The 26976-nt window shown below is 61.1% G+C and carries 25 protein-coding genes; 2 read left to right on the forward strand and 23 right to left on the reverse strand.

Annotated features, from left to right (window positions below):
* Nucleotides 1-8 precede the first annotated feature (8 nt).
* The 18 genes from rbfA to I6E60_RS13765 form a co-directional block, all read right to left on the reverse strand.
* The gene (gene rbfA, locus I6E60_RS13680) at nucleotides 9-491 is read right to left on the reverse strand and encodes a 30S ribosome-binding factor RbfA (RefSeq protein WP_197126659.1); all 483 of its coding nucleotides are present in this window, start codon (nucleotides 489-491) and stop codon (nucleotides 9-11) included.
* A 115-nt stretch (nucleotides 492-606) separates the two neighbouring features.
* Nucleotides 607-3423, reverse strand: coding sequence for a translation initiation factor IF-2 (gene infB, locus I6E60_RS13685; RefSeq protein ID WP_197126658.1), 2817 nt, complete (start codon nucleotides 3421-3423; stop codon nucleotides 607-609).
* Between the two features lie 90 nt (nucleotides 3424-3513).
* Nucleotides 3514-3804, reverse strand: a complete 291-nt coding sequence (locus I6E60_RS13690; protein WP_197108869.1) for a YlxR family protein — start codon at nucleotides 3802-3804, stop codon at nucleotides 3514-3516.
* Nucleotides 3805-3924: 120 nt separating this feature from the next.
* Nucleotides 3925-4923: a transcription termination factor NusA gene (nusA, locus tag I6E60_RS13695; protein WP_197158252.1), complete on the reverse strand. Its 999-nt coding sequence runs from the start codon at nucleotides 4921-4923 to the stop codon at nucleotides 3925-3927.
* Nucleotides 4924-4998: 75 nt separating this feature from the next.
* A complete protein-coding gene (locus I6E60_RS13700; protein WP_197180908.1) occupies nucleotides 4999-6780 on the reverse strand; it encodes a proline--tRNA ligase in 1782 nt (593 codons plus the stop codon).
* An 18-nt stretch (nucleotides 6781-6798) separates the two neighbouring features.
* The gene (gene ispG, locus I6E60_RS13705; protein ID WP_197110642.1) at nucleotides 6799-7947 is read right to left on the reverse strand and encodes a flavodoxin-dependent (E)-4-hydroxy-3-methylbut-2-enyl-diphosphate synthase; all 1149 of its coding nucleotides are present in this window, start codon (nucleotides 7945-7947) and stop codon (nucleotides 6799-6801) included.
* Between the two features lie 40 nt (nucleotides 7948-7987).
* Complete coding sequence (locus I6E60_RS13710) at nucleotides 7988-9046, reverse strand: alpha/beta fold hydrolase (protein ID WP_197180910.1); 1059 nt, start codon at nucleotides 9044-9046, stop codon at nucleotides 7988-7990.
* A 45-nt stretch (nucleotides 9047-9091) separates the two neighbouring features.
* Entirely contained in the window at nucleotides 9092-9733 is a 642-nt protein-coding gene (locus I6E60_RS13715) for a CoA transferase subunit B (protein WP_197126655.1), read from the reverse strand.
* A complete protein-coding gene (locus I6E60_RS13720; protein WP_197180912.1) occupies nucleotides 9733-10509 on the reverse strand; it encodes a CoA transferase subunit A in 777 nt (258 codons plus the stop codon). Before I6E60_RS13720 ends, I6E60_RS13715 begins: the two co-directional genes overlap by 1 nt.
* Entirely contained in the window at nucleotides 10506-11414 is a 909-nt protein-coding gene (locus I6E60_RS13725; RefSeq protein ID WP_197180914.1) for an alpha/beta fold hydrolase, read from the reverse strand. Before I6E60_RS13725 ends, I6E60_RS13720 begins: the two co-directional genes overlap by 4 nt.
* Nucleotides 11411-12157, reverse strand: a complete 747-nt coding sequence (locus I6E60_RS13730; RefSeq protein WP_197126653.1) for a 3-hydroxybutyrate dehydrogenase — start codon at nucleotides 12155-12157, stop codon at nucleotides 11411-11413. The genes I6E60_RS13725 and I6E60_RS13730 overlap by 4 nt, the downstream gene beginning before the upstream one ends.
* A complete protein-coding gene (locus I6E60_RS13735) occupies nucleotides 12154-12810 on the reverse strand; it encodes a TetR/AcrR family transcriptional regulator (protein WP_197126652.1) in 657 nt (218 codons plus the stop codon). Before I6E60_RS13735 ends, I6E60_RS13730 begins: the two co-directional genes overlap by 4 nt.
* Nucleotides 12807-14369 (reverse strand): class I adenylate-forming enzyme family protein, encoded by a 1563-nt coding sequence (locus I6E60_RS13740; protein WP_197126651.1) that lies wholly within the window; start codon nucleotides 14367-14369, stop codon nucleotides 12807-12809. The genes I6E60_RS13735 and I6E60_RS13740 overlap by 4 nt, the downstream gene beginning before the upstream one ends.
* Nucleotides 14366-15445, reverse strand: a complete 1080-nt coding sequence (locus I6E60_RS13745) for a branched-chain amino acid ABC transporter permease (protein ID WP_197180916.1) — start codon at nucleotides 15443-15445, stop codon at nucleotides 14366-14368. Before I6E60_RS13745 ends, I6E60_RS13740 begins: the two co-directional genes overlap by 4 nt.
* Nucleotides 15442-16317, reverse strand: a complete 876-nt coding sequence (locus tag I6E60_RS13750; RefSeq protein ID WP_197126649.1) for a branched-chain amino acid ABC transporter permease — start codon at nucleotides 16315-16317, stop codon at nucleotides 15442-15444. The genes I6E60_RS13745 and I6E60_RS13750 overlap by 4 nt, the downstream gene beginning before the upstream one ends.
* Entirely contained in the window at nucleotides 16314-17021 is a 708-nt protein-coding gene (locus tag I6E60_RS13755) for an ABC transporter ATP-binding protein (RefSeq protein WP_197180918.1), read from the reverse strand. Before I6E60_RS13755 ends, I6E60_RS13750 begins: the two co-directional genes overlap by 4 nt.
* The gene (locus I6E60_RS13760) at nucleotides 17018-17773 is read right to left on the reverse strand and encodes an ABC transporter ATP-binding protein (RefSeq protein WP_197180920.1); all 756 of its coding nucleotides are present in this window, start codon (nucleotides 17771-17773) and stop codon (nucleotides 17018-17020) included. The genes I6E60_RS13755 and I6E60_RS13760 overlap by 4 nt, the downstream gene beginning before the upstream one ends.
* 14 nt (nucleotides 17774-17787) lie before the next feature.
* Complete coding sequence (locus I6E60_RS13765) at nucleotides 17788-18978, reverse strand: substrate-binding domain-containing protein (RefSeq protein WP_197126644.1); 1191 nt, start codon at nucleotides 18976-18978, stop codon at nucleotides 17788-17790.
* A gap of 127 nt (nucleotides 18979-19105) precedes the next feature.
* Between I6E60_RS13765 and I6E60_RS13770 the strand changes: the two genes are divergently transcribed.
* Nucleotides 19106-20302: an acetyl-CoA C-acetyltransferase gene (locus I6E60_RS13770; RefSeq protein ID WP_197180922.1), complete on the forward strand. Its 1197-nt coding sequence runs from the start codon at nucleotides 19106-19108 to the stop codon at nucleotides 20300-20302.
* 120 nt (nucleotides 20303-20422) lie between these two features.
* Here I6E60_RS13770 and I6E60_RS13775 read toward each other — a convergent pair whose 3' ends face one another.
* The 4 genes from I6E60_RS13775 to I6E60_RS13790 all read right to left on the reverse strand — a co-directional run bounded on the left by I6E60_RS13775 (nucleotide 20423) and on the right by I6E60_RS13790 (nucleotide 24581).
* Nucleotides 20423-21751: an RIP metalloprotease gene (locus I6E60_RS13775; RefSeq protein ID WP_197180924.1), complete on the reverse strand. Its 1329-nt coding sequence runs from the start codon at nucleotides 21749-21751 to the stop codon at nucleotides 20423-20425.
* An 89-nt stretch (nucleotides 21752-21840) separates the two neighbouring features.
* On the reverse strand, nucleotides 21841-22923 hold the full coding sequence (gene dxr, locus I6E60_RS13780) for a 1-deoxy-D-xylulose-5-phosphate reductoisomerase (RefSeq protein ID WP_197180926.1): 1083 nt from the start codon (nucleotides 22921-22923) through the stop codon (nucleotides 21841-21843).
* Between the two features lie 50 nt (nucleotides 22924-22973).
* Entirely contained in the window at nucleotides 22974-23960 is a 987-nt protein-coding gene (locus I6E60_RS13785) for an FKBP-type peptidyl-prolyl cis-trans isomerase (protein WP_197126638.1), read from the reverse strand.
* 141 nt (nucleotides 23961-24101) lie between these two features.
* Nucleotides 24102-24581 (reverse strand): OsmC family protein, encoded by a 480-nt coding sequence (locus I6E60_RS13790; RefSeq protein ID WP_197180928.1) that lies wholly within the window; start codon nucleotides 24579-24581, stop codon nucleotides 24102-24104.
* 169 nt (nucleotides 24582-24750) lie between these two features.
* Between I6E60_RS13790 and I6E60_RS13795 the strand changes: the two genes are divergently transcribed.
* Nucleotides 24751-25734 (forward strand): asparaginase, encoded by a 984-nt coding sequence (locus tag I6E60_RS13795; RefSeq protein ID WP_197180930.1) that lies wholly within the window; start codon nucleotides 24751-24753, stop codon nucleotides 25732-25734.
* Between the two features lie 21 nt (nucleotides 25735-25755).
* On the opposite strand, the gene I6E60_RS13800 is transcribed toward I6E60_RS13795, so the two are convergent.
* Complete coding sequence (locus I6E60_RS13800; RefSeq protein ID WP_197126635.1) at nucleotides 25756-26961, reverse strand: PotD/PotF family extracellular solute-binding protein; 1206 nt, start codon at nucleotides 26959-26961, stop codon at nucleotides 25756-25758.
* Between the last annotated feature and the right edge of the window lie 15 nt (nucleotides 26962-26976).

Genomic DNA, 26976 nt, shown 5'->3' on the forward strand with positions numbered 1-26976 from the left:
CGGAAGCGCTAGGCCTGAGTCGCGTCATCCTCGTCGTCGTCAAAGCCTGCGGCTTCTTCTTCGGCGGCAAGATCGCGAGGCTTCACGTAGGGGTCTTCTTCTCCTGCGTACTTCGCGCTCTTCTTGAGAGCGTCAACCGACGCGTCCCGCTGTTGGGCTTCCGTAAGAAGCGAGTCGATGAGAGCCGCGTTCTCGGGGATGCCGTCTGCAATGAACTGAATTGATGGCGTGAGGCGTGCGGTGAGATTCTTACCCACTTCGCGACGCACGAGGCCGGTGGCCGACTTGAGAGCCGCTGCACTGTCGCTGCGTTCTTCGTCAGTGCCGTAGACCGTATAGAAAACTGAAGCGTGCTGGAGATCGCCGGTTACCCGAACGTCAGTGATGGTCACGAAACCCAAGCGAGGATCTCTGATGCCACGCTCAAGCGTCTTGGCAACGATCACCTTGATGCGGTCCGCCATTTTCGCGGCGCGAGCTGCGTCAACCATCTTTACTCCTTAGAACATTCTCCGCCTCGGGGTGTACCGAGGCGTTGACGGCAACCTGACCAGGAAGCTTGCGTAGCTCCGCTTCCTGATCAGGTTGCCGTCATAAGCCAACAGGCTAGACCCGCGGCTTTTCCTTCATTTCAATTGTCTCGATCTCGTCACCGATTTGGATGTCGTTGAACTTACCAAGTCCGATACCGGCTTCGTAGTCGGTACGAACTTCAGTGACGTCATCCTTGAAGCGACGCAGCGAGTCGATCGCCAGGTTGTCGCCAACGACGACACCTTCGCGGATAACTCGTGCCTTGGCGTTTCGCGTGATCGTTCCCGATCGCACGATGACACCGGCGATGTTTCCGACCTTGGAGGAGCGGAAGATCTCGCGGATCTCAGCAACACCCGACTGAACTTCTTCAAATTCAGGCTTGAGCATTCCCTTGAGCGAGTTCTCCACGTCTTCCAGCGCGGCGTAGATGACCGAGTAGAAGCGCACGTCGACACCTTCGCGAACGGCGCGCTCGCGTGCCTTCGGATCGGGGCGAACGTTGAATCCAATGATGATGGCGTTGTCGACCGTGGCGAGGTTGATGTCGCTTTCGGTAACAGCACCGACACCGCGGTGGATGATGCGCAGCTGAACCGAGTCATCAACATCAATCTTGAGCAGCGACTCTTCGAGGGCTTCAACAGCACCCGATACGTCACCCTTGATGATGAGGTTGAGCGATTCGACCTTGCCGTCTTCGAGGGCCTTCGTGAAGTCCTCGAGGCTGATGCGCTTGCGGCTGCGAGCGAGCATTGCGTTACGCTCTGCTGCTTCGCGCTTTTCAGCGATCTGGCGGGCCATGCGGTCGTCGTCGGTAACCAAGAACACGTCGCCGGCCTTGGGTACTGAAGTCAGACCGAGCACAGCAACGGGGCGCGAAGGCTCCGCGTGTGTAACCGATTCGCCGTTCTCATCGAACATGGCACGAACGCGACCGTAGGCGGTACCCGCAACGATGGGGTCTCCGACTTCAAGCGTTCCCGACTGGATGAGCACGGTAGCAACAGCACCGCGGCCCTTGTCGAGCTTCGCTTCAATCGCGACACCACGAGCGTCCTTGTTGGGGTTTGCGCGCAGGTCGAGTCCGGCATCCGCTGTCAGGAGCACTGCGTCAAGAAGCTCGGTGATACCGACCTTGTTGAGCGCCGAGACATCCATGAACATGGTGTCTCCGCCGTACTCTTCTGCAACGAGGCCGAATTCGGTGAGCTGCTGACGCACCTTGGCCGGGTTTGCACCCTCTTTATCGATCTTGTTGATCGCGACAACGATCGGAACGTTTGCTGCCTGAGCGTGGTTGAGAGCTTCAACCGTCTGGGGCATGATTCCGTCGTCTGCTGCAACCACGAGGATCGCAACGTCGGTGACCTGAGCACCACGAGCACGCATAGCGGTGAACGCTTCGTGGCCCGGGGTGTCAATGAAGGTGATCGGACGTTCGATACCGTCGTGCTCTTTGACGACCTGGTAAGCACCAATGTGCTGCGTGATGCCACCGGCTTCGCCCGCAACAACGTTGGCGTTACGGATAGCGTCAAGAAGCTTGGTCTTACCGTGGTCGACGTGACCCATGACGGTAACAACAGGAGGACGAATAACAAGTTCATCTTCTGATTCGTCTTCGAGTTCTTGATCGAGGTCCATGTCGAAGCCGAGCAGAAGCTCGCGGTCTTCTTCTTCTGGCGAGACCATTTCGATCTTGAAGCCGAGTTCTTCACCCAGGATGTCGAACGTGGCCTCATCGAGAGACTCGGTTGCCGTCGCCATTTGTCCCAAGTGGAACAGAACGGTGACGAGGTTTCCGGGGCTCGTGTCGATCTTGTCGGCGAAGTCGGTGATCGACGCACCACGGCGAAGACGAATGACTTCCTTGCCGTTTCCGCGCGGGACGCTAACGCCACCAAGCGACGGTGCTTCTCTCAGTTCGAACTCTGCCCGCTTCGCCCGCTTGGACTTGCGTGCCTTGCTCTTGCCGCCACCGCGACCGAAAGCACCTGCGGTGCCTCCACCGGGGCCACGACCGCGTCCACCAGCTGGCGGACGGTTAGGACCAAAGTTGTTTCCTGGTGCTCCACCGGGACGGAATCCGCCACCAGCTGCGCCTGGGCGTGCGCCGGCGCCTGCTCCAGCAGGACCGCCTGGACGCTGACCGAAGCCACCTGGGCGCTGACCCTGGCCGGGTCCACCGGGACGAGGCGAGCCGGGACGAGGTGAACCTGGGCGCGGCGAACCGGGACGAGGTGCACCCGGACGCGGAGCGCCGGGACGAGGCAGGCCCGGACGCGGAGCGCCAGGACGAGGAATTGAGCTTGCGCCACCGGCAGGTGCCGGTCGTCCCATGCCCTGATTCGAGGCGAAGGGGTTGTTTCCCGGACGGGGAGTACCCGGACGAGGAACAGCGGAAGGGTTGGGAGCATCTGCTGCGCCGCCCGCAGGCTTTGCACCAGACTCGGCGGAAGCCTTCTCAGCGGCCAATGCCTTTTCAGCAGCCAATGCCTGAGCTTGACGCTCGGCAACAGTCAGAGGAGCGGGAGCCGCGCCTTCTTCTGGTTCAGCAGCCTGCTCGGGCTCCGGTGCAGCAGCGGGTGCTTCCTCAGCAACAGGTGCTGGGGTCGGCGCGCTTGGCATCGGAGTTTTGGGCTTCGGTGTCGCTTTAGCGGCAGCCTTCGGCGCGGCCTTGGGAGCAGCCTTAGGCTTCTCTGGCTCTGCCGGTGCTTTCGCTGCGTCAGCTTCGAGCGCAGCCTTCAACCGTCGGGCGACGGGGGGCTCAATGCTCGATGACGGGCCCTTAACGAATTCGCCCATTTCTTTGAGCTTCGCTAGAGCAGCCTTGCTATCGACGCCAGCTTCGGCGGCGACTTCGTGTACGCGTGGTTTTGCAGCCACTTTTCTCCTGTCTGGGTCTGCTCCCAGACAGGGGCAGACCACTAATTACGGACGGAACTCATTTCGAGCCGCTCATTAGTTGTCCATAGGTCAATCAGCCTGTTCGTTAGGGGACATCGGTTGATGTCCCGCCTCATATTCAGCTAACACTGAAAGAAGTGCTCCGGTATCTAGCGGTGGTTCCACCTTCAACGCACGTGCAAAAGCTCTGCGTTTGATTGCAGACTCAAAACACGTAGTTGTGGGATGAAGCCACGCACCGCGACCCGGAAGTGTGGCCGAATGGTCGGCCACAACCGCACCGTGAGATGCGATAACCCTCAGTAACGAGGATCTGCTGGCGCTCGCGCGACAGCCAATACACGTTCTTACTGCTTCCATGATACCCCTACTCTGCAATCCCGCACTCCCCCGCGCCCGAGAATAAACGCACGCGCGATGGAACGCTACCGGCCTCCCCCACAGCACACCGTGCTGCGGGGAGAGCCAGACGAACGACTATTAGTCGTCGAGAATCGAGTCGGGCTGGATGTCGATGCGTGCGCCGGTGAGCTTGGCAGCCAGTCGGGCGTTTTGCCCTTCCTTGCCAATTGCCAATGACAGCTGGTAGTCGGGCACGAGGGCACGAACCGCCTTGGTGGCCTCATCGATCACGAAGGAGCTCGATACCTTGGCGGGCGAGAGCGCATTAGCAACAAAGGTGGCGAGGTTCTCGGAGTAGTCGACGATGTCGATTTTCTCGTTATTGAGTTCCGCTGTTACTGCTCGAACACGCTGGCCAAGCTCGCCAATGCACGAACCCTTCGCGTTGATGCCGGTCTCGGTTGCCCGGACAGCCATCTTGGTGCGGTGGCCTGCCTCGCGGGCAACAGAAGTGATTTCTACCAGTCCGCTGGCAATCTCAGGAACCTCAAGCGCGAAGAGCTTACGAACGAGCGACGGGTGGGTGCGGCTGACCGTAATCTGCGGCCCCTTGTCGCCCTTGTTTACTGCCGTGACGTACACCCGGATGCGTGATCCGTGCGTGTATTCCTCGCTGGGAACCTGCTCTTCGGGAGGCATGATTGCCTCCACCGAACCGAGGTCGATGTGGATCATGCGAGGGTTGGGACCCTGCTGAATCACGCCGGCAACAATGTCACCCTCGCGACCCTTGAACTCGCCAAGCACCTTGTCGTCACCAATGTCGCGCAAGCGCTGGTTGATGACCTGTTTTGCCGCGAACGCTGCAATACGTCCGAAATCACTGGGGCTGTCTTCAGCCTCGCCAATAACCGCACCCTCTTCGTCGTACTCAGGGACCCAGACACTGACGTGTCCAGTTTTGCGGTCGAGCACAACACGAGCGGTCGGCTGCACTTCTGCAGCCTTACCTTCGGGAGCCTCAACGTGCTTGAGATAGGCGCTCAGAATCGCCTGCTCAATAATCTGCACCAGTTCTTCGAACGGTATCTCTCGCTCGCGCTCCATCATGCGCAGCACGCTCAAGTCGATATCCATTGAGGACCTCCGATATTCATTTAGGGGTTGTGACTCGAAACCGTCTGCGGCTCCGAACTTGCTAGTTTAGCTGGCTTATTTCGAGAGTGCAGCGACGACATCGGCCACAGGGGTACTCGTGCGCTCGTTCGTCGCGCGATCCCAGACTTCGACCATTCCGTTGGCGGCATCGCGACCGACAATCACAATCATGGGCACGCCGAGGAGCTCAGCATCGCCGAACTTCACGCCGGGCGAAACCTTCGGGCGATCATCGAAGAGCACGTCGAGACCCGACTGCTCAAGCGAGCTCACGAGGCCTTCGGCGGTCTCGTAGACAACGGCGTCCTTGCCCGCCGCAACGATGTGCACGTCGTAGGGGCTGATCTGCTTGGGCCACAACAGGCCCTTGCCGTCGTTCGTGGTCTCAGCGATGGCCGCCATCAAACGGGTGACGCCGATTCCGTAGGACCCCATCGTGACGGTGACAAGCTTGCCGTTCTCATCGAGAACCTTCAGCCCAAGCACCTCAGCATACTTGCGGCCGAGCTGGAAGACGTGACCGATCTCCATGCCGCGAGCGGTTTCGATGGGACCGCTGCCATCGGGGGCAGGGTCGCCGGCGCGGACATCCGACACCTCAACGGTGCCGTCAGAGATGAAGTCACGACCGGCAACGAGACCTAGGACGTGCTTTTCGTGGAGGTTGGCGCCCGTGATCCACTGCGTGCCATCAACGACGCGGGGGTCGAGTACGAAGCGCACGCCCGTCGTCGACTTCTCGCCGATGACAGCGCCCTCGGGCGACCATGGACCGATGTAGCCCTTAACAAAGCCGGGGTTTCCCTCGAGCTTGGCCAGCTCGGCGAAGTCTTTCTCCGTGGCGGGCTCAACCTGAGCCGGCGCGAAGGCAACCTCGGCGCGCTTCATGTCAACATCGCGGTCGCCAGGCAAACCGACGACAACGAGTTCGCGCGTTCCGTCAATTGACGTCAGCGCGAGAACGATGTTCTTGAGCGTGTCTGCGGCGGTCCAGGGACGATCATCGCGGGGCTGCTCTTCGTTAGCGAGAGCAACAAGAGTGTCGATCGTGGGAGTGTTCGGCGAATCGAAGACCAGCGGAGCGGGCAGGCCATCAATCGGCAATGCCTCGGGAACGGTGGTGCGGTACGCCTCAACGTTGGCGGCGTAGCCACCAGCCGAGCGCACGAACGTGTCTTCGCCCACGGGAGTCGGGTGCAAGAACTCTTCGCTCTTCGAGCCACCCATCGCGCCGGCATCCGCGCTGACAATCACATATTCGAGACCGAGGCGGTTGAAGATGCGCTCATAGGCGTCACGGTGCTGCTGGTACGAAACATCGAGGCCGGCATCCGTGTAGTCGAAGGAGTAGCTGTCTTTCATCGAGAACTCGCGACCACGCAGCAGACCGGCACGGGGGCGGGCTTCATCGCGGTACTTGTCCTGGATTTGGTACAGCGACAGCGGCAAGTCTTTGTAGCTCGAGTACAGGTCTTTCACGAGCAACGTGAAGACCTCTTCGTGCGTGGGCGCCAACAAATAATCGGCGTCTTTGCGGTCCTTGAGACGGAAGATGCCGTCACCGTACTCAGTCCAGCGGCCCGTGAGCTCGTAGGGTTCGCGCGGCAGCAGAGCCGGGAACAGCACCTCTTGGGCGCCAAACGACTCGAGTTCTTCACGGATGACCGCTTCAATCTTGCGGCGAACCTTGAGCCCGAGCGGCAACCACGCAAAAACACCGGGAGCCTGCCGACGGATGTAGCCGGCGCGCACCAAAAGGCGGTGGCTGGCTACTTCAGCATCGACGGGATCTTCGCGAAGCGTGCGGACAAAGAGTTGAGAGAGACGTGTAGACACGCCTCAATGGTAGTGCGCCTACGGGGTGAGAACTTGCGGACTTCCCGTGGCACCGGCCGGCATCTCTGCTGCGATGCGGTTGGCCTCTTCGATCAAGGTCGCCACGATGTCTGCTTCGGGAACAGTCTTGATGACTTCACCCTTCACAAAGATCTGGCCCTTGCCATTACCGCTGGCAACACCGAGGTCAGCTTCGCGAGCTTCACCCGGTCCGTTGACGACACAGCCCATGACAGCGACGCGCAGCGGAACCGTCATTCCTTCGAGGCCCTCGGTGACATCGTTGGCGAGCTTGTAGACATCGACCTGCGCGCGACCACACGAGGGACACGAGACGATTTCAAGCTTGCGCTCACGCAGGTTGAGCGACTGCAGAATTTGCAGGCCAACCTTAATCTCTTGCACGGGAGGAGCCGACAGCGAGACACGAATCGTGTCTCCGATGCCCTCCGATAGCAGGATGCCGAACGCCGTTGCGCTCTTGATCGTGCCCTGAAACTCCGGCCCGGCCTCGGTCACACCGAGGTGCAGCGGCCAGTCGCCGCGCTCTGCGAGCATGCGGTACGCCTTGACCATGACAATGGGGTCGTTGTGCTTGACCGAAATCTTGAAGTCGTGAAAGTCGTGCTCTTCGAAGAGGCTTGCCTCCCAGACAGCGCTCTCTACGAGCGCTTCTGCGGTGGCCTTGCCGTACTTCTGCAGCAGACTTGGCTCGAGCGAACCGGCGTTGATACCAATGCGCAGGCTTGTGCCCGCGTCTTTGGCAGCCTTAGCGATCTCGCCAACCTTGTCGTCGAACTTGCGAATGTTGCCCGGGTTGACGCGCACGGCGCCCACTCCGGCATCAATCGCGGAAAAAACATAACGCGGCTGGAAGTGGATGTCGGCAATAACCGGAATCTGGCTCTTTTTCGCGATGATGTGCAGCACATCCGCGTCGTCTTGATGAGGCACAGCAACACGCACGATGTCACAACCGGATGCCGTGAGTTCGGCAATCTGCTGCAGCGTCGCGTCAATATTGGTGGTCTGCGTCGTCGTCATGGACTGGACGCTCACTTGTGACTCGCTGCCGACTCCTACTGAACCGACCTTGATCTGCCGGGTCTTGCGACGGGGAGCGAGGACTTCAGGGACTTTCGGCATTCCGAGATTAATTGCTGGCACTAACCCATCCTAAAGCCGACTCCTGAACATCAGCGGAACGCTAGCGCGCGCCGAGGTGAGCAGTCAGTGCCTGCACAAACTCCTCGGGACGCTCAAGATGCGCTGAGTGGCCACAGTTTTCCCACGCCAGCTCGGTGTACTCGCCGCCGTTGGCCTTGTACTGCTCGAGGACCGCGCGGGTCTGTTCGATCATCGGCTGCGGCGGGGCAACCTCGGCGCCGGGCCAGCCCGGGATGACACCAAGCTGTCCCAAGAAGTTGAGGTCGAAACCGGAGGCATCCGACACAATCGCGTCTTGCAGACCGCGCACCCAGAGTATGCGCGGCTTCGTCGGCAACTCGGTGATGGCGCTGACGTTGAAGTGGTTGGGAGTCATGGTGTTGAGCACGCCACGACCGCCGGGGCCGAAGCCCGGCCACGCGTCAACAGCAACCGAGTCACCCGGGTAGTTGTCCTCACCGGTAGCGGTCGTGAGCATCGATTCGATCCACAGGTCTTCGTGTTCGGTGTGGGCTGCAGCATCCGCCACATAAGCGGTGCGGAACACCGAGCGAGCGGAGGTCGGCGACTCGTCGGCCGCATCGCCCGCGTTTAGCTGAGCCACGAACTCGGGGTTCGCTCCCCCGCCTCCCGTACCCGAGCACTCCGGGTTCAGGAGTTCGCCATTCGCGCCCTTCGTGCCGCCGAAGCCGTAGGGCGAGACGGGAGACACCAACGAGACGGTCTCAACACGGTCGGCGTAATCGAGCATGAACTGCATCACGATTCCGCCGCCCAGGCTCCAGCCGACGAAGCTCGCGCTCTCGATGCTCAGCGCGTCAAGCACGGAAGCGATGTCGTCAGAGAAGTCGCGAACGCCGCGCGTGGCATCCACGGGAAGTGTTTCGCTGTCGCCGAAGCCGCGCAGGTCAATCGCCAACGCGCGAACGCTGCTATCGAGTGCGAGCATCGTGGGCTGCCAGAACAGCGACGACGAGACGTTTCCGTGCACGAACACCACCGTCGACGTTGCGGTGTCGGATGGGCGCTCAAGAACCGACGCGACAATGCGCGGTGTGGTGACGCTGTGCTGAACGATGCCAGTGAGAAGGGTAGCCATGATGTGTCCTTTGGTGAGTGGAACTACGGGTGGTGGCGAAATTTCTTAAGTAGTGAGCTCGACAATGAGTTCGGGTTCGGTGGCAGCGCGAACGGTCGCTTCGTCGACGCCGGGGGCAAGTTCGCGAAGAACGAGCCCGCGGTCAGTGATATCAATCACCGCGAGATCGGTAATGATGCGGTGAACGACACCGCGGCCAGTCAGCGGCAGCGAGCACTCGTTTACGATCTTGGGGCTGCCATCTTTGGCGACATGCTCCATGAGCACGATGACGCGAGCCGCGCCGTGCACAAGATCCATGGCGCCGCCGGGGCCCTTGATCATCTTGCCGGGAATCATCCAGTTGGCGAGATCGCCAGCGACCGAGACCTGCATAGCGCCGAGAATGGCGGCGTCAATCTTGCCACCGCGGATCATGCCGAAGCTCATGGCCGAGTCGAAGAAGGCCGTGCCGGGAAGGGTCGTGACCGTCTCTTTGCCCGCATTGATCAGGTCGGGATCGACATTCTCTTCGGTGGGGTACGGCCCAACACCGAGGATGCCGTTCTCCGATTGCAGCACCACCGTGCGGCCCTCCGGAACGTAGTTCGGCACGAGCGTCGGAAGGCCGATACCGAGATTTACATACGAGCCATCAGCCAGTTCGAGCGCGGCACGCGCCGCCATTTCTTCGCGAGTCAAAGCCATTATGCGACCACCTTCTGCACTGTGCGACGTTCGATCCGTTTCTCGACATCGGGGCCAACCTCGATGATCCGCGTGACATACACGCCGGGCAGGTGAACGGCATCCGGTTCTATCTCGCCTGGCTCCACGAGCTCTTCGACCTGGGCGATACAGACGCGGCCAGCCATCGCGGCTAGCGGCGAGAAGTTGCGCGCCGACTTCGCGAAGACGAGGTTGCCATGACGGTCGCCTTTGAGCGCGTGCACAAGTGAGAAGTCGGTCGTGATCGATTCTTCGAGCACGAAATCTTTGGGGGTGCCGTTCACGTCGAACGAACGAACCTCTTTTTGAGGCGAGGCAATCGCGATGCCGCCCGAACCGTCGTAGCGGCGCGGCAGGCCGCCCTCGGCAACCTGGGTTCCGACGCCGGTTTGCGTGAAGAATGCTGCGATTCCCGAGCCACCGGCCCGAAGCTTCTCGGCGAGGGTGCCCTGGGGGGTCAGCTCCACTTCGAGCTCCCCCGTCAAGAACTGACGCTCAAACTCTTTGTTCTCGCCCACATACGACGAGGTCATCTTGCGGATGCGGCGGGCAGCCAGCAGCACGCCAAGCCCCCAGTCATCGACACCACAGTTGTTGCTGACAATGCTGAGGTCATCTGACCCTGACTCGAGCAACGCTTGGATAAGCACCATCGGATTTCCGCAGAGGCCAAAGCCGCCAACGGCAAGAGATGCCCCGCTCGGAATATCAGCGATCGCTTCTGCCGCTGACCCCACTGTCTTGTCGATGCTCACGCTCGGACCTCCCGCGGTTGATTCGCCAATATTTCAGCAATGACGCCCGCAACACCGTCGGCGCCACGCTGCGTCAAAGTAATCGTGTAGTGGTTCACGTCGGCGGCCTCAGAGAACGTCACGTGAGGAAGTTCAGAACGCCAGCGGTCGCACTCTTCCGGAGAATACAACGCCGGAACCTGATTGAGAAGACCCCGCGGCGCCCGGACGAAGTGCACCGGCATCGTGAGTCCACGAAGTCCCGCAAGATAATCGGTGTCGCCGCTCAACTGCAGCGCATCGAAACTGACCGCAGCCAGGTTGCTCGCCGGGTGCAGCTCGGGGGCGGTTCCCACCAAGTCGTAATCGACATAGTCGCGGATGGCCTCAGTGAAGTTATCGGCGAACGCCGGGTGCACTCGCCAAAACTCCTGGTAGCTCTCGCGGTCGGCGAACGTCATCGACAACCGATCAACAGCCGGCCCCAAGATGACCTGCGGCAGATCCTCCATCGACACGCCCTCCGGTGCCGGAATCGGCAAACCGCCATCAATCAAGAGGAGGCTGGAGACACGCTCCGGGTACTGCGCCGCCAAAGTTGCTGCGACGAAAGCACCCATCGAATGCCCAACGACGAGCGCGGAATCAGTGCCGGTTGCGGCCAACAGCGCGTTCATGTCCTGAGCGTGCTGCGGCATCCCGAACGGAGCGGGAAGGTCGCGGCTCGCACCGCGACCGCGCAGATCGGGAGCGATCACTCGGCAATCCGGGAACGCGGCTGCGATGAGCGGCCACGACATGTGCGACGCCGTAATGCCGTGGATAAGCAAAATCGTGCCGCGAGGTTCCGACTCGGGCTCCCAGATCGCAGCGGTGAGTTCGCCGCCATCGACCGCGCAGGTAAAGGTGGTGTGTGGCTTAGTCATCGTGCGCTCCAGCCGCCATCCATCGTGTATGAGGCGCCCGTGACCATTCCGGCCGTGTCCCCCGCGAGCCAGAGCACGAGATCGGCGACCTCACTCGGTTCCAGGAGTCGCTTGATCGCACTTTCGGTGAGCATGACCTTCTCGACGACTTCAGCCTCTGGGATGCCGTGCACCTTGGCCTGATCGGCAATCTGCTTTTCGACCAGCGGCGTGCGCACGTAGCCAGGGTTGACGCAATTGCTCGTGACGCCGTGGGCACCGCCTTCGAGGGCCGTGACTTTGGAGAAGCCTTCGAGCCCATGCTTCGCGGCAACGTAGGCCGATTTGTAGGGCGACGCGCGGAGGCCGTGCACCGAGCTGATATTGATGATGCGACCGAACCCGCGCTCGTACATTTTCGGTAGCGCCGCCCGCACGAGCAAGAACGGCGCTTCGAGCATGAGGTCGAGAATGCGGCCGAACATAACCGGGTCGAAACTTTCGATGGGGCTCACGTGTTGGATGCCCGCATTGTTGACGATGACATCCACGTCGAGGGTGAGATCGGCGAGCGCCACCGTGTCGGTGAGGTCAACCTGCCACGCTTCACCACCAATGCGGTCGGCTTGAGCTTTCGCGGCATCACCATTGAGGTCGGCCACGACAACGTGGGCTCCAGCGCGAGCAAGCGACTCGGTGCACGCGGCACCAATTCCACTCGCTCCGCCGGTGACGAGGGCTCGACGGCCCGTGAGATCGGTCATTTCTCGACTCCTTCAGTGCTCGGCTCTGGCACGGCCAAAGCGCGGCGGATAAACGTAATCATCTGATCGAGAACTTCATCGGGCACGCGAGATGTGCCACTCGCGGTCGGGTCAGCATCGTGGCCAGCGTCGGGCGAATCGCCCCACAGCACCCAGCGCATCCCGATCATTTCGCCGATGCCCATGAGGGCCCAGGCGGCGACGGTCGGGTCGATGTCACCGATTTCGCCGAGCAGTTGAGCTTCTTTGAGGCCCTCAATGTAGCCGTCGACGATGCGGGAATAGTGCAAGCGCAGCGACTTGGGCGACACGAATTCGGCTTCGCGCACGACGCGATAGAGGGCGGGGTGTTCGGCGGTGAATTCGAAGAAGGCCCTAAACCCAGCACGCTCTGATTCGATGCGGTTGGATGCCGCCCCCGAAGCTTCGCTCATGGCACGACGAACGCGGCGGTTGAGATCCTCCACGAGCTCTTCGAAGATTTCGAGTTTGCTCGCGAAGTAGAGATAGAAAGTGCCTTGACCGACGCCGGCCTCTTCTGTGATGCGCACGACTGAGGCATCTGTGTAGCCATAGCGGGCAAAGATTGTTTCGGCCGCCTCGATCAGTTTCGTCTTCGTGCGAGTGCCGCGAGCGGTGAGGGGTGTGCTCATGAACTGATCCGTCCGTGGTGTGAAGGCTGTTCTGTCCATTGTTCTAGCAACACTCGGCGACGAACTTTGTCGCTGGATGACCGAGGAATCTGTTCAACGAAGATCACTCGCTTGGGCACTTTGAATTTGGCGAGACTTGCCCGCGCAAACTCGAGAACGTCGGTCTCGTCGGTCGATGCTCCTGATCGCACGACCACCCAGGCGATAGCGACCTCGCCCCACGTTTCGTCGGGAACCCCAACGACAGCAACGTCGGCAATCGCCGGATGCCCGAAGAGCACGCCTTCGATCTCGGCGGGGGCGACAGATTCTCCCCCGGTGATGAAGATGTCTTTGAGACGGTCGAGCACGCGATAGTAGCCCTCCGCGTCGCGACTGACGAGATCGCCGGTTGCCAGCCAGCCGTTGCGGAGCGCGAGCGCTGTAGCTTCGGGGGCACGAAAGTAGCCGCTGAAAACTCCGGGACCGTGCACGAGCAATTCGCCCTGGCCTTCGCCCTCGATACGTTCTCCCGTCACGGGGTCGGCGATATCGACATCCACGTGAGGGTAGGGCTTGCCTGCAGAACCGATGCGGGTGCGTGCTTCTTCATCGGGCAGGCACAGCACGTTGGGCGCCGCTTCGGTGAGGCCATAACCCTGAGTGAGGGCGACGCCGCGGCTGTGCCAGACGCGCAAGAGCGGTTCGGGCATCGGGGCTCCGCCGACAATGGCGTGGGCAAGGCTTGAGAGATCGCTTGAGGCGAATCGCGGATGCTGCGAGAGGATCAAGTAGTTGGCGGGCACACCCATCATCGTGGTGATGCGACGGTCGGCGATGAGCTGCAGCACTCGGGCCGGATCAAATGTGCGCTCGAGAACGACGGTCGCGCCCATCCACCAGGCCAGCAGCGGCTGGATGTTCCAGCCACCGACGTGGTACTGCGGCATGACGGCGAGCACGGTGTCAGCACTCGTAATCTCGGCCGTGCGCGAGAGCGAGAGGTTGGTCCAGAAGCAATTGGCGTGGCTGAGAATAGCGCCCTTGGCCTGATCGAGGGTTCCCGACGTGAAAATGATGAGCAGAGGATCGTCGTCGCGCACGGCACGTCGCACGGGGTCGACGCTCGCGTGCTGGAGCGGGGCGACAATGTCGCGTTCAATACCGTGAGTGCCGAGGATGCCGCGAGCGATTGGTGCAATGAGGCGGTCGGTGGCGAGGGTTGCCAGGGTCGCGAACTCGTCCTCAACGAGCAGCAGTGCGGGGTCTGCCTGTTCGAGCTGTTGCGCGATCTCCCGCGGCGACAACCGCCACGAGAGCGGAACGAGCACGAGCCCAGCCTTGGCGCACGCGAAGAACACGACGACGTGGTCCGAGCTATTGCCCGTGATGGTGGCGATGCGATCGCCAACACCGTAGCCGCCATCGAGGAAGGCTTCGGCGAGCGCCGTAGCCCGATCATCCAGTTGGCGGTAGGTCAGCACGACACCGCGGTCATCGACAGCAACTCTGTCTGGCGTCGCGAGTGCGCGGTCGGCGGTCCACCGCCCTAGCGTGTGTAGCCCTTCAGACTGGGTCATTCCGCCTCCTCAAGCAGCTTGCGCTCTGACGGTGTGGCAGAGGTGCCTGTGGAGAGGCGCTTCACCGCACCGGCGATTCCTCCGGGAAGGAACAACACCACAAGGATAAACAGGGTGCCGAGAATAAAGAGCGGTTCGGAGAGAGGAATGCGCAAGATTGCCGGAAGTCCGTCGATGGCATCCGAGCTGGCCAGAGCCGTGAGGCGCTGATCGAGCAGGGTATAGATGATGCCGCCGACGATTGCACCCCAGCGCGAGCCGACACCTCCGAGCACAACAATCACCAGGATCGTGAGCGTGAAGTCAGCCGAGGTTGCCCGCGGTGTTGTGCCGCTCTGCAGCAGCAAGTGCACCATTCCCACGAGCGAGGCCAGCACAGAGGCGATGACAAACGCCATGAGCTTCACGCCGAAGGGACGGAGGCCGAGCACCCGCACGCGCAACTCGTTTTCGCGGGTTGCTGTCACAGCATGACCGGCACGGGAGTTTTCGAACCACGCGACAACCACGAACACCACGACGAGCAGTGCGAGTGAGAGCCAGTACAGGTTACGGGTGTTAACCACTCCGATGAAGAAATCTGGGATGTGCTCGGTGTCGAGTCGCAACCCTTCCTCACCGCCCGTGAGGCCGGGGTTGCGTCGCACGAGCACGTTGCCGGCTTGAGCGAAGGCGAGCGTCACCATGGCAAAGGAGATCCCCGTGACACGCAGACTCAGCGAACCCAGAAGATACGCGGCGGCAATGACAACCGCGAGAGTGAGCCCGAGAGCGGGAATCAGTGTCAGTTCGGTCTGCTGCAGCACGATGCCGAGACCATAGGCACCGAGCGCGAAGTACAGCGCGTGGCCGAAGGACAGCATCCCTGCCGTGCCAAAGAGCAAGTGGTAGCTGAGCGCCAGCGACGCAAAGAGCAAAGCGAGCGCGAGCAGTTGAAGCGTGCCAGGCGTGTAGGTTGCGCCCGGCAGCACGCCGGGGATCGAAAGGTTGAGCAGTGGCAGCAGTGCGGCTACGACGACGAGAACGCCGCCGACGATCCACCAGGTGCGCTGACTCAGGTTTGCGAGCGACTTCATGCTTTCTTCCCCAAGATTCCGGTTGGGCGCACCAACAAGACGACGGCGAGCAGGAGAACGACCATGAGGTCACCTGTTCCACCCCAGAAGTAATTGGCAAACTGCTGCAGGATGGCGACCACCACCGACGCGATAGCGGCGCCAGCGAGTGAACCCAGGCCACCGATCACGGTGACAATGAACGCGAAGATCAGTAGCGATCCGCCGAGCTGGGGCGAAACGTAGCCGAAGTAGTGCGAGGCAAGGACGCCACCCAAACCGGCGGCAGCGCCACCGATCGCGAACACGACCGTGAAGGCTTTGCGCACATCGATACCGAGCGCCGTGACCATGGATCGGTTTTCAACACCGGCCCGAATGATGAGGCCGAAGCGGGTGTAGCGCAAGAAGGCAACGATTCCGAGCAGCACGAGCACTGCCGCCCCGATCATCAAGAACCGGTCGTTGGGAACGCGTGCCCCCAAGATCTCAGTGGTCTGCGACAACCACGGAGGTGCTGTCACGTAGATCGGGTCGGTACCCCAGATGCCCTCAAAGAGAGCAACCGTCGCGAGCGCCAAACCGACCGTCACGAGCACTTGTTCGATATGCCGGTTGTAGAGGCGTCGGATGAGCAGAAACTCGGTCGCGGCAGCAACAGCAGCGCCGACGACCATTCCGAGCAGCATCGAGGCGATGAGGGTGCCCCAGCTTTCGCCGCCCATCCGTCTCGATAGCTCCCAGCCGGCAAATGCACCAAGCGTGAGGAAGGAACCGTGCGCAAAGTTCAGCACGCCCATGAGGCCGTAAATCAGCGAGAGACCGGATGCGACCAGGAAGTAGAGCGCACCGAGGCCGAGTCCTGTAATGAGCAGGAGAATTATGGTGCTCACGCGACCCCCAACAATTCTTTCGTGAGGGCTTCGTTGCCCAAGAGTTCTTCGGCGCTGCCGTCGTAGACCACTCGACCGCCTTCGAGCACGATCGCTTTGTCGGCGAGCATCCGCACGACCTGCAAGTTTTGTTCCACCAAGAGCACCGGCACTGTTTGAGCGGCACGTTCGAGTGCTTTCGCGACATCCATCACGATCAATGGCGCCAGGCCCTTGGTCGGTTCGTCGACGAGGAGGACCCTGTTGTCGTTCACGAGCGCTCGTGCCAGTGACACCATCTGCTGCTGGCCACCCGAGAGGGTGCCGGCAAGCTGACCGGCCCGCGCAATGAGGTCCGGAAAAAGTTCTTCTATGAGTTGGCGGTTCGGCGTGGAATCACGCTCAGCCAAACGGAGATTCTCGTTCACGGTGAGCGAGGCAAAGACTTCGCGGTCTTCGGGAACATAACCAACGCCCCGCTGCACGATGCGGTGAGTCGGTTCGCGATCAACGCGCTCCCCCGCAATCGTTACTTCACCCGAGCGCTCAATGAGGCCCATGATGGCGCGCAGCGTGCTTGTCTTACCGACACCATTGCGGCCGAGAAGCGCCGTCACGCCGACGGGGAGCATCTCAAAGCTCACGTCCTCGACCACTTGCTGACCTTCGATGCTGGCGTTCAAACCAGCGACCGTCAGAATCGACTCGGTCACACTGTTGGTCATAGTGGCGCCCCCAAATAGGCCTTCTGCACCGCTTCGTCTGCCATGACGGCATCCGGGGTGTCACACGCGAGCAAACTGCCATGGTGCATAACGGCGACTCGGTCGACCAGGCCGAGCACGACATCCATGTGATGTTCGACCATAAGCACGGTGCGACCCGACTGATGAACCTGACGAATCACTTCGGTGAGCCCGGCAACGTCGCCCGAAGCGACACCGGCCATCGGCTCGTCGAGCAGGATGACGCTGGGATCGGTAGCCAACAACATGGCGATTTCGAGCTTGCGCTTGTCACCGTGCGACAGCACCCCCGCCTCCGTAGCGGCGTGGTGGCTGAGCCCGACTTCGTCGAGGCGAGCTCGAGCAATTGTGGTCGCTTTGTCGTGCGACCGCGGAAAGCGCAGTACCGAGGTGGCACCGCCCAGCTTCACTTGAGCGGCGAGGCGCACGTTCTCCAGCGCACTGAGCGCCGGGAAGAGGCTGGATGTTTGAAAGGTTCTGCCGAGCCCAGCCCGGGCCCGCGCATCAATGGTCTGATTCGTGACATCACGCCCTTCAAGAGTGACGGCTCCCGTCGTGGGAGTCATCACCCCCGAGATGAGATTGAAGAGCGTGGTTTTTCCGGCCCCATTCGGGCCGATCACGCCGAGCATCTCACCCTGGGCGATCGAGAGGGACACGTCATCGATGATGACGGCTCCCCCGATCGTGAGGGCAAGGTGCTCGACCGTGAGCACGGGCTGGTTCGACATAGTTCTCTAGGTACTTACTCTGCGATGGGCGGGGTTACGGCGTCAGCATCAACGGCCGTGACGAGCTCAGGAATCCACGAGTCGCCATCGGCAACAAGCGACACCTGGAACATCGGCTGGATCATCGCGTGGTCTTCAGCACGAACCGTGATCGATCCCTTGACGGAATCGAAGGTCCAGCCTTCGAGCGCGGCGATCATAGCGTCGACATCGTCGCCACCTTCACGCACTGCCTGAACAACCATCTGAGCGGCAACGAAGCCGTCGGGCGAGAACAGGTCGGCCTGCTTGCCCTCTGCTTCGAGGTAGCTGACCATCGCGCTGTTGGCGTCATTGTCGGTTGCTCCTGCAAAGTAGTGGTTGAGGAAGCTGATCTGGTCGCTCGCGGCGCCGTAAGCGCCATAGGTCGAGATGTCACCAAGACCGGTTGCGACAGGAACGCTGTCGAACACGCCCTGCTGGCTGAGTGCCTCCCACATTGCCCCCGAGGTTGCTCCGGCCCACGCGACGAACACGAGGTCAGGCTGAGCATCAACGATCTGCTGCGCGAAAGGGGTGAACTCGGTGGCATCTTCGGGAACAAGCAGGCTCGTCACGTCAGCGCCCTGGCCTCCAAGAACAGCGGTTGCTGCCGCTACGTTGCCCTGACCGAAAGCGGTGTCCTGAGCGAAGACCAGAACGGACTGGCCTGCCGGGTCACCGATGAAGGTACCGGCGGTTGCGACGTCTTGGTAGCTCTGACGACCCGAGCGGAACGTGTAGTCGTTCACGCCAGTGATGCCGTCAGCCGCGGCCGGCCCTGAAATGTAGAGAACCTTGTTCTGCTCGGCTTGCTCAGCAAGCGCGAGTGCGATTCCCGACGAGACCGTGCCGATGATGATCTTCTGGCCTTGGCCAATCACATCTTTCGCTGCCGTGACGGCTTTGTCAGCGTCGCCAGCGTCATCCGTGATTTCGATGTTTAGCTCGCGACCATCGACGGTGCCTGTTCCGTCGGTGGCGTAATCGAGACCAGCGTCGAAGCCGGCGAGGTAGGCCTCACCGTAGGCCGCGAGGGGGCCAGTTTGGGAAGTGATGATGGAGATGTCGACGGGGGCGAGTTCATCGCCGCCAGTTCCGCCGTCAGTACTGGGGGCACAGCCCGCCAGTGTGAGTGCAACCGTCGCAATTAACGCCGGAGCGAGGTACTTTTTACTGACCCGCATGATGGGACCTTTCCTGCTGCCTTAGGAGGATTGTGATCTGAACCTGAGACCCGGTTCAGGTTTCATGTAGCCTATGGTTGCGCAACCGCGCTGTCAACAACGGCGCCCAAACAAAGGAGTTTGCACAGTGGCCAACACCCCCGCACCCAATGACGTAGTGATCCTCTCTGCGACACGCACCCCACAAGGGAAACTGCGCGGACAGCTCGCTTCGCTCACCGCCGTCGAGCTAGGTGCAATCGCACTTCGAGCCGCCGTTGAACGCTCCGGCGTGGATGTCGACGCCATCGATCAGGTGATCTTCGGACAAGTGATCCAGGCCGGCGCTGGCCAAAACCCCGCCCGCCAGACCTCCATCGCGGCAGGCCTCGCCTGGAAAACCCCGGCCGTCACCGTCAACAAGGTCTGCCTCTCCGGACTTGCCGCCATTGTGGATGCTGCGCGCCTCATCCGTCTCGGAGAAGCCAACGTGGTAGCTGCCGGCGGCCAAGAATCAATGACCAATGCCCCTCACGTACTCCCCGGGTCACGCCTGGGTTGGGCGTACGGAACCGTGTCAGCACTCGACACCGCAGCCCACGACGCCCTCACAGATGCCTTCGATGCTGAGTCGATGGGCGCAAGTACCGAACGCCACAACGGACGCCTCGAGATCGGTCGCACCGAACAGGACGAGATCGCAGCCGCCTCGCACCAGCGGGCAGCCGCCGCCATTGACGCCGGAGTATTTGCCGACGAGATCGTGCCGGTCACGATCCCCCAGCGCAAGGGTGACGACCTCGTTCTCGACACCGATGAGGGCGTTCGCGCCAACACCACCGTCGAAACCCTTGCTGGGTTGCGGCCCGCCTTCGACCCCGAAGGCACCATCACTGCAGGCAACTCGTCGCCACTGAGCGACGGTGCTTCTGCCGTGATTCTGGCCAGCCGTTCGTGGGCCGAAGAGCACGATCTTCCGTGGCTTGCGGTGCTCGACCGCTCGGGTCACGTTGCCGGCCCCGATAACTCGTTGCACTCGCAGCCTGCTCGCGCGATCGCGGCAGCCCTCAACAACGCGGGTTGGACGGCCGACGACCTCGACTTCGCCGAAATTAACGAAGCCTTTGCCGCGGTAAGCCTGCGCTCAACGGCCGAGCTTGGGTTGAGCCACGACATCGTAAACATCCACGGCGGCGCTATTGCGATCGGCCACCCGGTCGGAGCATCCGGTGCTCGCCTCGTCGTTCATGCCGCGCACGAGCTGGCACGCCGCGGCTCAGGCCGCGCTGCCGTCGCTCTCTGTGGCGGTGGCGGTCAGGGCGACGCGCTGCTGCTCACGCGCTAAAGCTGCCTAGCTGTGGTCGCGTTCAGTCGAACGCGACCACAGCGCCAGCCAGAGCCTCTGACTTAGCTAATACAGCCCGCTTCGCTAGAACGGCCCGCTTCGCTAGAACGGCCCGCTTCGCTAGAACGGCGAGATTGGCTTCACGATGTCTGCGTACACCAACAGCAGTGTCATGATGCCGAGAAGCACTACCACCACGAGGGTGAGCGGCACGAACTTGGCGGTGTCGAGCGGACCAGGATCGGGCTTGCCGAATAGTTTCGCGAAGAAGCGGCGCACACCTTCGAACAGCGCGCCCGCTACGTGCCCACCATCGAGCGGCAGCAGAGGCACAAGGTTGAAGACGAAGAGCGCAACGTTGAGCGATCCCACCAAACTGATGAGGTAAGCGGCACGGTCGGCAACGGTTGCCGCCTGCAAGCTCGTTGCCTCTCCGGCGATACGGCCGACGCCGACGAGTCCGATGGGACCGTTCGGGTCGCGTTCCTCCGGACCAAACGCGGCAATTACCACGTCGACCATGCGCTGCGGGAGAGTCAGGACGACTTTGGCCACAGCCACGATGTTGTCCCCTACAGCAGGCAATACAGCGGTCACGGGCTGCTGCACAGTCTCCGCCGCGGGGCCAATTCCCAAGAAGCCGTACTCCTCGGTCAGGGCTTCGCCGTCATCGTTCTCAGCGATCTGCCCGCTGTCGTCATACACGTATCGTTCCGCGAGCAGAGGCTCAGCGGTGAGAGTGACTTCTTCCCCCGCACGCTCGACCACGATCGTGAGCTGATCCCCCGCGGCAGCACGAATGTGCTCAGTGATCTCATCCCAAGTTGCGATTGGCTCACCGTCCATCGAGACGATGCGATCGTCGGGTTGAATGCCGGCAGCAAGAGCAGGGGCAACAGGGTCGCTGTCGATGCACGCGTCGCGGTCAGCGGAAGCGGGGATCACACACTCCGAGACGCTACTGATCGTCGTCGATGCCTGAGCGGTGCCAAAGCCCATCAACAGAATCGCGAACATCACGATCGCAATGAGCAAGTTCATGAACGGACCACCGAGCATGATGATGATGCGCTTGAACACCGGGAGTTTGTAGAACGCCCGCGACTCATCGACATCGGTGAGCGTATCGGCACTGGACTCCCGGGCATCCTGCACAAGAGCTTGGAAAACACCCGTGGTGGCACTGCGTGAATTGTTGTGTGATTTGCCGGGTGGGAACATGCCCGCCATGGAGATATATCCGCCGAGTGGAATGGCCTTGAGACCGTACTCAGTCTCACCGCGCTTGCGGGAGAAAAGAGTCGGGCCGAACCCGATCATGTACTGACTCACGCGCACGCCGAAGAGCTTCGCCGGCACCAAATGACCAATTTCATGCAGGCCAATAGAGATAGCAAGCCCAACCACAAGAATCAGGACACCAAGAATGTACAAGAGCACGTTTTCCACTCGCTAAGAATAGTCACGAGCACCGACGCTCGCCTGTACTCGTGCTGTGGAAGCCCCAGAACTGCCCCAGATTGGGGGCGAATCCCACGCTAGGAGCGGGTCGCTACAACGTCATCCGCCGTGCGTCGCGCCCATGACTCGGCATCCGATAGCGCATCGAGAGTGAGCTCGGTCGCCTCGTGGCTCTGCACAACTTGCTCAACGACGTCCAAAATATCAAGGTAGCCAATGGCACCAGCGTGGAATGCAAGCACCGCCTGCTCGTTGGCGGCGTTGAACACAGCCGGAAACGTGAGACCGGCGGCGCCAACGGCTTTGGCCATTTCCACAGCGGGGAACACCTCGTTATCGAGAGGTTCGAAGCTCCACGTGCTCGCCTTCGTCCAATCGAGCGGCGCTCCGACGCCGGCAACCCGCTCTGGCCAAGCCAAGCCGAGAGAGATCGGCAAACGCATGTCGGGAGGACTCGCCTGAGCGATCGTCGAGCCATCGACGAATTCAACCATCGAGTGAACGATCGACTGCGGATGCACAGTGACCGCAATGCGGTCATACGGCACCCCGAACAACAGATGCGCCTCGATCACTTCGAGACCCTTGTTCACGAGAGTCGATGAATTCGTCGTCACCACGAGGCCCATGTCCCACGTGGGATGCGCGAGTGCTTCACGCGGGGTCACGGTGTGGAGCGACTCCCGAGTGCGACCACGGAACGGTCCCCCGGATGCCGTCAGCACCAGGCGTCGCACTTCCGAGTGTTCGCCGGAACGCAACGCTTGGGCTATCGCCGAGTGCTCCGAATCAACCGGAACGATTTGGCCGGGCTTCGCTCTCGACATGACGAGCTCACCGCCGACGATGAGGCTCTCTTTGTTGGCGAGGGCGAGCATGGCGCCGGACTCGAGGGCCGCGAGCGTTGGCCCGAGGCCTACAGAACCGGTGATTCCATTAACGACGACATCGGCAGGGACATCCCGGACCAGCTGGGCGGCCTGCTCAGCGCCGAAAGCAATGTGCTGCACGCCAAAACGTGCCGCCTGTTCTTCTACGAGAGTGCGGTTGCTGCCTGCCGCCAGACCGACGACCTCGAATCGATCACGGTTTGCCTCGATAACTTCGAGGGTTTGCGTGCCGATCGAGCCCGTCGATCCGAGCAGAATTATCTTGCGCATCCCGCTACTTTAGTTGGCTCGCACAAATGTGCGTCAACGCTAGGGCTAAATTAGCCGATGCCGAGGATGTCAACGACGAACACGATGGTGTCGGTGCCAGAAATTCCCGCGCTTTCGCTGCCTGCTTCGCCATAGCCTTCGCTTGGCGGAAGAACGGCAATGATCTGCGAGCCGACCTGCTGACCCTCAAGAGCGGTCTTGAACCCACTAACGACTTGGCCAGTGTTGAACGTCGACGGTTCTCCGCGAGCCCAGCTTTCGTCAAAGATTTCGCCGGTGGTCCAGTTCATACCCACGTAGTGAACAACAACATCCGAGTTCTCTTCGATAGTCTCGCCGTCGCCCTGCTTCAGCACAGCAACTTCGAGCTCCGTGGGAGCGTCAGCGTCGGGGATGGTGATTGTGGGGCGACCGTCATCGTCGAGTTCGACAGTCGGGAAGCCTTCTACTGCAGGCTGGTCTTCACCATCGGCACGCGGAAGGGCAGGCTCAGCGGGCTCGTCGACGGAAATGACATCAACAACGAAAACGATGTCGTCATCTGCGCCGACTCCGAGCGATTCGCGGCTCTCATCGTCGGCGAATGATTCCTCGGGAGGAATAACACCGACAACGCGTGTGCCTGCCGTGGAGCACTCGATGGTCTTAACGATTCCGACCAAGAACTGCTCAGCGTCCACGGGGAACGGGGTGAGGCCAGTTTCGTCGTACGTCGTGGAGGAAAGTTCCTCTCCGGTCGCACCGCTGTACAACGAGAACTGAACATTCGCGGTGGAAGCTTCGACCGCCATCAGGTCACCGTCGCCGGCGATAGCAACCGTGCGCTCAGTTTCTGAAACGTCGGTCGGGAAGTCGATAGTGACCTCCGGCTTTACGCCAAAGTCGCCGCTGACTTCAACCGCGTCCGAAGCGGAACCGGATGACGTCGGAACACAGTCGCCGGCGGCGCTCTCACTCGTGGTTGTATCAGCGGGCGAACACGCCGCAAGCGACGCCACAACGCCGATGGTCAACAAAAATGGAATCGCTTTACGCACAAGAACCCTTCACAACACGAACACGGAGCACCAATCCTGCCGTACCGCGGCTGTACAAAGCGTGTGGAATCGCCGCCGAAACCTCGACAGTTCTCCCTATAACCGCTATGACACTCCCGCAGCAAGCAGGTGAAGGCGCGATTACTCGGCCTCAGCCTCCACAATGATGCGGGGTTGGTGCAAAACAGGAAAGTTGACGGAGGAGGCGATGAAGCACTTCTGGCTGGCCTCAGCGTGAGCATCCATGGCGTCTTCCACACTGCCGGCCGCAATCGTGACCACCGGTCGCAGCGTGACCGACGTGAAGTGCCCGCCACCGTTATCCGTCTGCTTCATCGTGCCGGAAACTTCGTCGTGATACGCCGTGACGACAATGCCTCGGCTCACAGCCACATGCAGATAGCTCAACATGTGGCACTGGCTGAGCGCCGCGATGAGCAGCTCTTCAGGATTCCAGCGATCTGCCGAGCCGTGAAAGACACGGGCGCTCGAACCGTCAATGGGATGCTTGCCCACGGCAGTGATGTCGTTGTGGCGCGAGTACCCACGGTAGCTAGTGGTGCCGTCGCCCAGATTGCCCGACCATTCCACGCGCACTTCAAAGTTGTGGTCGATGTTCATAGGGACCTCCTTGGCCTGCTTGAAAAGCCAGCGTTGTTAATCGCACCGGGCGATCGGGCAGACTTCGCTCATGATCACGCTAGCGGTCAACGCTGGGAGTGAGCGACACTATTCCCCATCCTGAAGACTGCGGTGCCCACACGCGCTTTGGCGGCGATAACGTAGGAGAGTGAATTCCCCCTCGACCTCCCCCGCAACCGCTCTCACCGTCAACGACACCGTTCAGCTTGCTGTCCTTGAACGCTCGGGGATGATCGAGTCACGCCACTTGGGTGCCGCGGTAGTGCTCTCCCCCGACGGCACTGAGCTACGCCGCCTCGGCAACCCCGACGCGCTCATCTATCCGCGTTCGACGCTCAAGCCCATGCAGGCGATCACTGTGCTTCGTGCGGGAGTTACCCTCACCGACGAACAGCTCGTGCTCGCGAGCGCCAGCCACACCGGCAGCCAACGTCACCAAGATGTCGTGGCTTCGACCCTAGCCGCGTACGGCCTTACCGAAGACGACCTCCGCTGCCCGCCCGACTGGCCAGCCGACTCCGAAACCCGACGCGCCTCCGACGCTCCTCGTCGCCTCGCCATGAACTGTTCAGGCAAGCACGCGAGCTTCTTGGCGGCCTGCGTCGTGAATGAGTGGCCGCTGGAAAGTTACCTCGAGCACGGGCATCCGCTGCAGGAACGCATCCGACAGACCGTAGTCGAGTTCACGGGCGCACCGCTTGCTCATGAGGGAACGGATGGATGCGGGGCTCCCGTCTTTGCCATGAGCCTTGTCTCACTCGCCACCGCCATTCAGCGCGTGGTTACCGCCACGGAAGAAACCGATCCTCACGCCGCTGCCCTCGTAGACGCAATTCGGGCCAACGCGTGGGGCCTCGACATGCCCCAAGTGGCCGAAGCAATGGACACGCTCGGGATTATCGCGAAGCGAGGGGCTGAGGGTGTTCTCATTGCGACAGCCCCCGACGGCACCACGGTGACCCTCAAGATTCTTGACGGATCGATCCGCCCGCTGCTTCCCGTCGGGCTCTCGCTGTTAGCCGAAGCTGGCGCGCTCGATGCGGATGCCGTCGCTGGTGTACTGAAAGCCACGACCGAGCAGGTGCTTGGCCGTGGACTCCCCGTCGGCGAACTCCGTTTCGAGCTCGCCTAAAGTTCTCCGCGAACTCGCGCGCTAGCCCTTGCCTGTTATGCGGCGGAACTCAGCATTGAATGACTGATCGTCGGTAGTGCTAAGCGTGCGGAAAGTGCGCGCTCGCGACATTGCCGTCGCGTTCGGGAAAGTGAACTGATTCGACGCCAGCTTGGGGAAGTTCTCAATGGCGTACTCAAGGGTTCCGTCGACGGGACTCACGCAGTGGATCCACTCCACAACTTCAGTCGCCACCGCAGGGTCGTAGTAGAAGTTCATGAGCTTTTCGGCGCTCGCTTTATGTTGAGCACCGGCAGGAATCACAAGCGAGTCAGTGAAGAATGTTCCGCCTGAGCCTGGGAGCAAGAACTTGAATTTCTCGTAACCAGCTTGCGCGTTAAGAACGACAACGTCTCCAGCACGAGCGAACCCAGCGATGGCTTCGCCCGACTTGAGCTTCTCTAGGTAATCACTACCGTAAACACCAAGAATGTGCTTCGACGTCAAGTGCTCTTCGAGCACGGCGCTTGCCTTCTTGTATTCCTCGATACCCCAGTCTTCCTCGGCAATATCGATGCCCTGAGCAAGCAGCAGCATGCCCATGGTGTGGCGCATTTCTGCGAGAACGACAACTTTGCCCTTGAGCTCCTCGTTCCAGAGCTGATCGACCGAGAGCACTCCGCGAGGGTACTCTTCAGCGTTCCACGCCAGTCCGATAAAGCCACTTTGCCAGGGCAGCGAGTAGCTGCGATCGGGGTCAAAGTCTGGACTCGCAAGCGACTCGGTGAGATTGGCTTTGTTGGGGATGTTGGCGGCATCCATTTCTTGGGCGTACCCGAAACGGATGAGTCGTGCGGCCATCCAGTCACTGACACAGATAATATCTACACCAGTCGGCTCGCCCAATGAGAGCTGATCTTTCATCGTAAGGTAGAAACCAACGTTGTCTTCAATGACAGCCTTGTACTCGACCTCGACCCCGGACTCCTCATAGAACGCTTTGAGCGTGGGAGAGCCTCCGCTGAGGTCTTCGTCGATGTACGACGGCCAGCTTGCCCAGACAAGCTTATTGTCGCTGTCGGAAATATCATTCGCATCTGACCCATCCGGCGCAGCACATGCTGCGAGAGCGAGCGCGGACGCGCCAAGCCCCGCTCCTTGCAGCAGTCGCCTGCGGCTGAGTTGAGATTGCTTCGCCTGCAGCATTAGCTGCTGGATCGCAGGATCCTGCGGAAGTGGTCTCGTCACTGTTTCTCCTTCGCC

Source organism: Salinibacterium sp. SWN167, from assembly GCF_015864665.1.
Taxonomy (GTDB): domain Bacteria; phylum Actinomycetota; class Actinomycetes; order Actinomycetales; family Microbacteriaceae; genus Rhodoglobus.

Excerpts from the sequence above, each read along its gene's own strand:
- rbfA (WP_197126659.1), bottom strand. The coding sequence starts at position 491 with ATGGTTGACGCAGCTCGCGCCGCGAAAATGGCGGACCGCATCAAGGTG.
- I6E60_RS13690 (WP_197108869.1), bottom strand. The coding sequence starts at position 3,804 with ATGGAAGCAGTAAGAACGTGTATTGGCTGTCGCGCGAGCGCCAGCAGA.
- nusA (WP_197158252.1), bottom strand. The coding sequence starts at position 4,923 with ATGGATATCGACTTGAGCGTGCTGCGCATGATGGAGCGCGAGCGAGAG.
- I6E60_RS13710 (WP_197180910.1), bottom strand. The coding sequence starts at position 9,046 with ATGGCTACCCTTCTCACTGGCATCGTTCAGCACAGCGTCACCACACCG.
- I6E60_RS13715 (WP_197126655.1), bottom strand. The coding sequence starts at position 9,733 with ATGGCTTTGACTCGCGAAGAAATGGCGGCGCGTGCCGCGCTCGAACTG.
- I6E60_RS13725 (WP_197180914.1), bottom strand. The coding sequence starts at position 11,414 with ATGACTAAGCCACACACCACCTTTACCTGCGCGGTCGATGGCGGCGAA.
- I6E60_RS13730 (WP_197126653.1), bottom strand. The coding sequence starts at position 12,157 with ATGACCGATCTCACGGGCCGTCGAGCCCTCGTCACCGGCGGAGCGAGT.
- I6E60_RS13735 (WP_197126652.1), bottom strand. The coding sequence starts at position 12,810 with ATGAGCACACCCCTCACCGCTCGCGGCACTCGCACGAAGACGAAACTG.
- I6E60_RS13740 (WP_197126651.1), bottom strand. The coding sequence starts at position 14,369 with ATGACCCAGTCTGAAGGGCTACACACGCTAGGGCGGTGGACCGCCGAC.
- I6E60_RS13745 (WP_197180916.1), bottom strand. The coding sequence starts at position 15,445 with ATGAAGTCGCTCGCAAACCTGAGTCAGCGCACCTGGTGGATCGTCGGC.
- I6E60_RS13755 (WP_197180918.1), bottom strand. The coding sequence starts at position 17,021 with ATGACCAACAGTGTGACCGAGTCGATTCTGACGGTCGCTGGTTTGAAC.
- I6E60_RS13760 (WP_197180920.1), bottom strand. The coding sequence starts at position 17,773 with ATGTCGAACCAGCCCGTGCTCACGGTCGAGCACCTTGCCCTCACGATC.
- I6E60_RS13765 (WP_197126644.1), bottom strand. The coding sequence starts at position 18,978 with ATGCGGGTCAGTAAAAAGTACCTCGCTCCGGCGTTAATTGCGACGGTT.
- dxr (WP_197180926.1), bottom strand. The coding sequence starts at position 22,923 with ATGCGCAAGATAATTCTGCTCGGATCGACGGGCTCGATCGGCACGCAA.
- I6E60_RS13790 (WP_197180928.1), bottom strand. The coding sequence starts at position 24,581 with ATGAACATCGACCACAACTTTGAAGTGCGCGTGGAATGGTCGGGCAAT.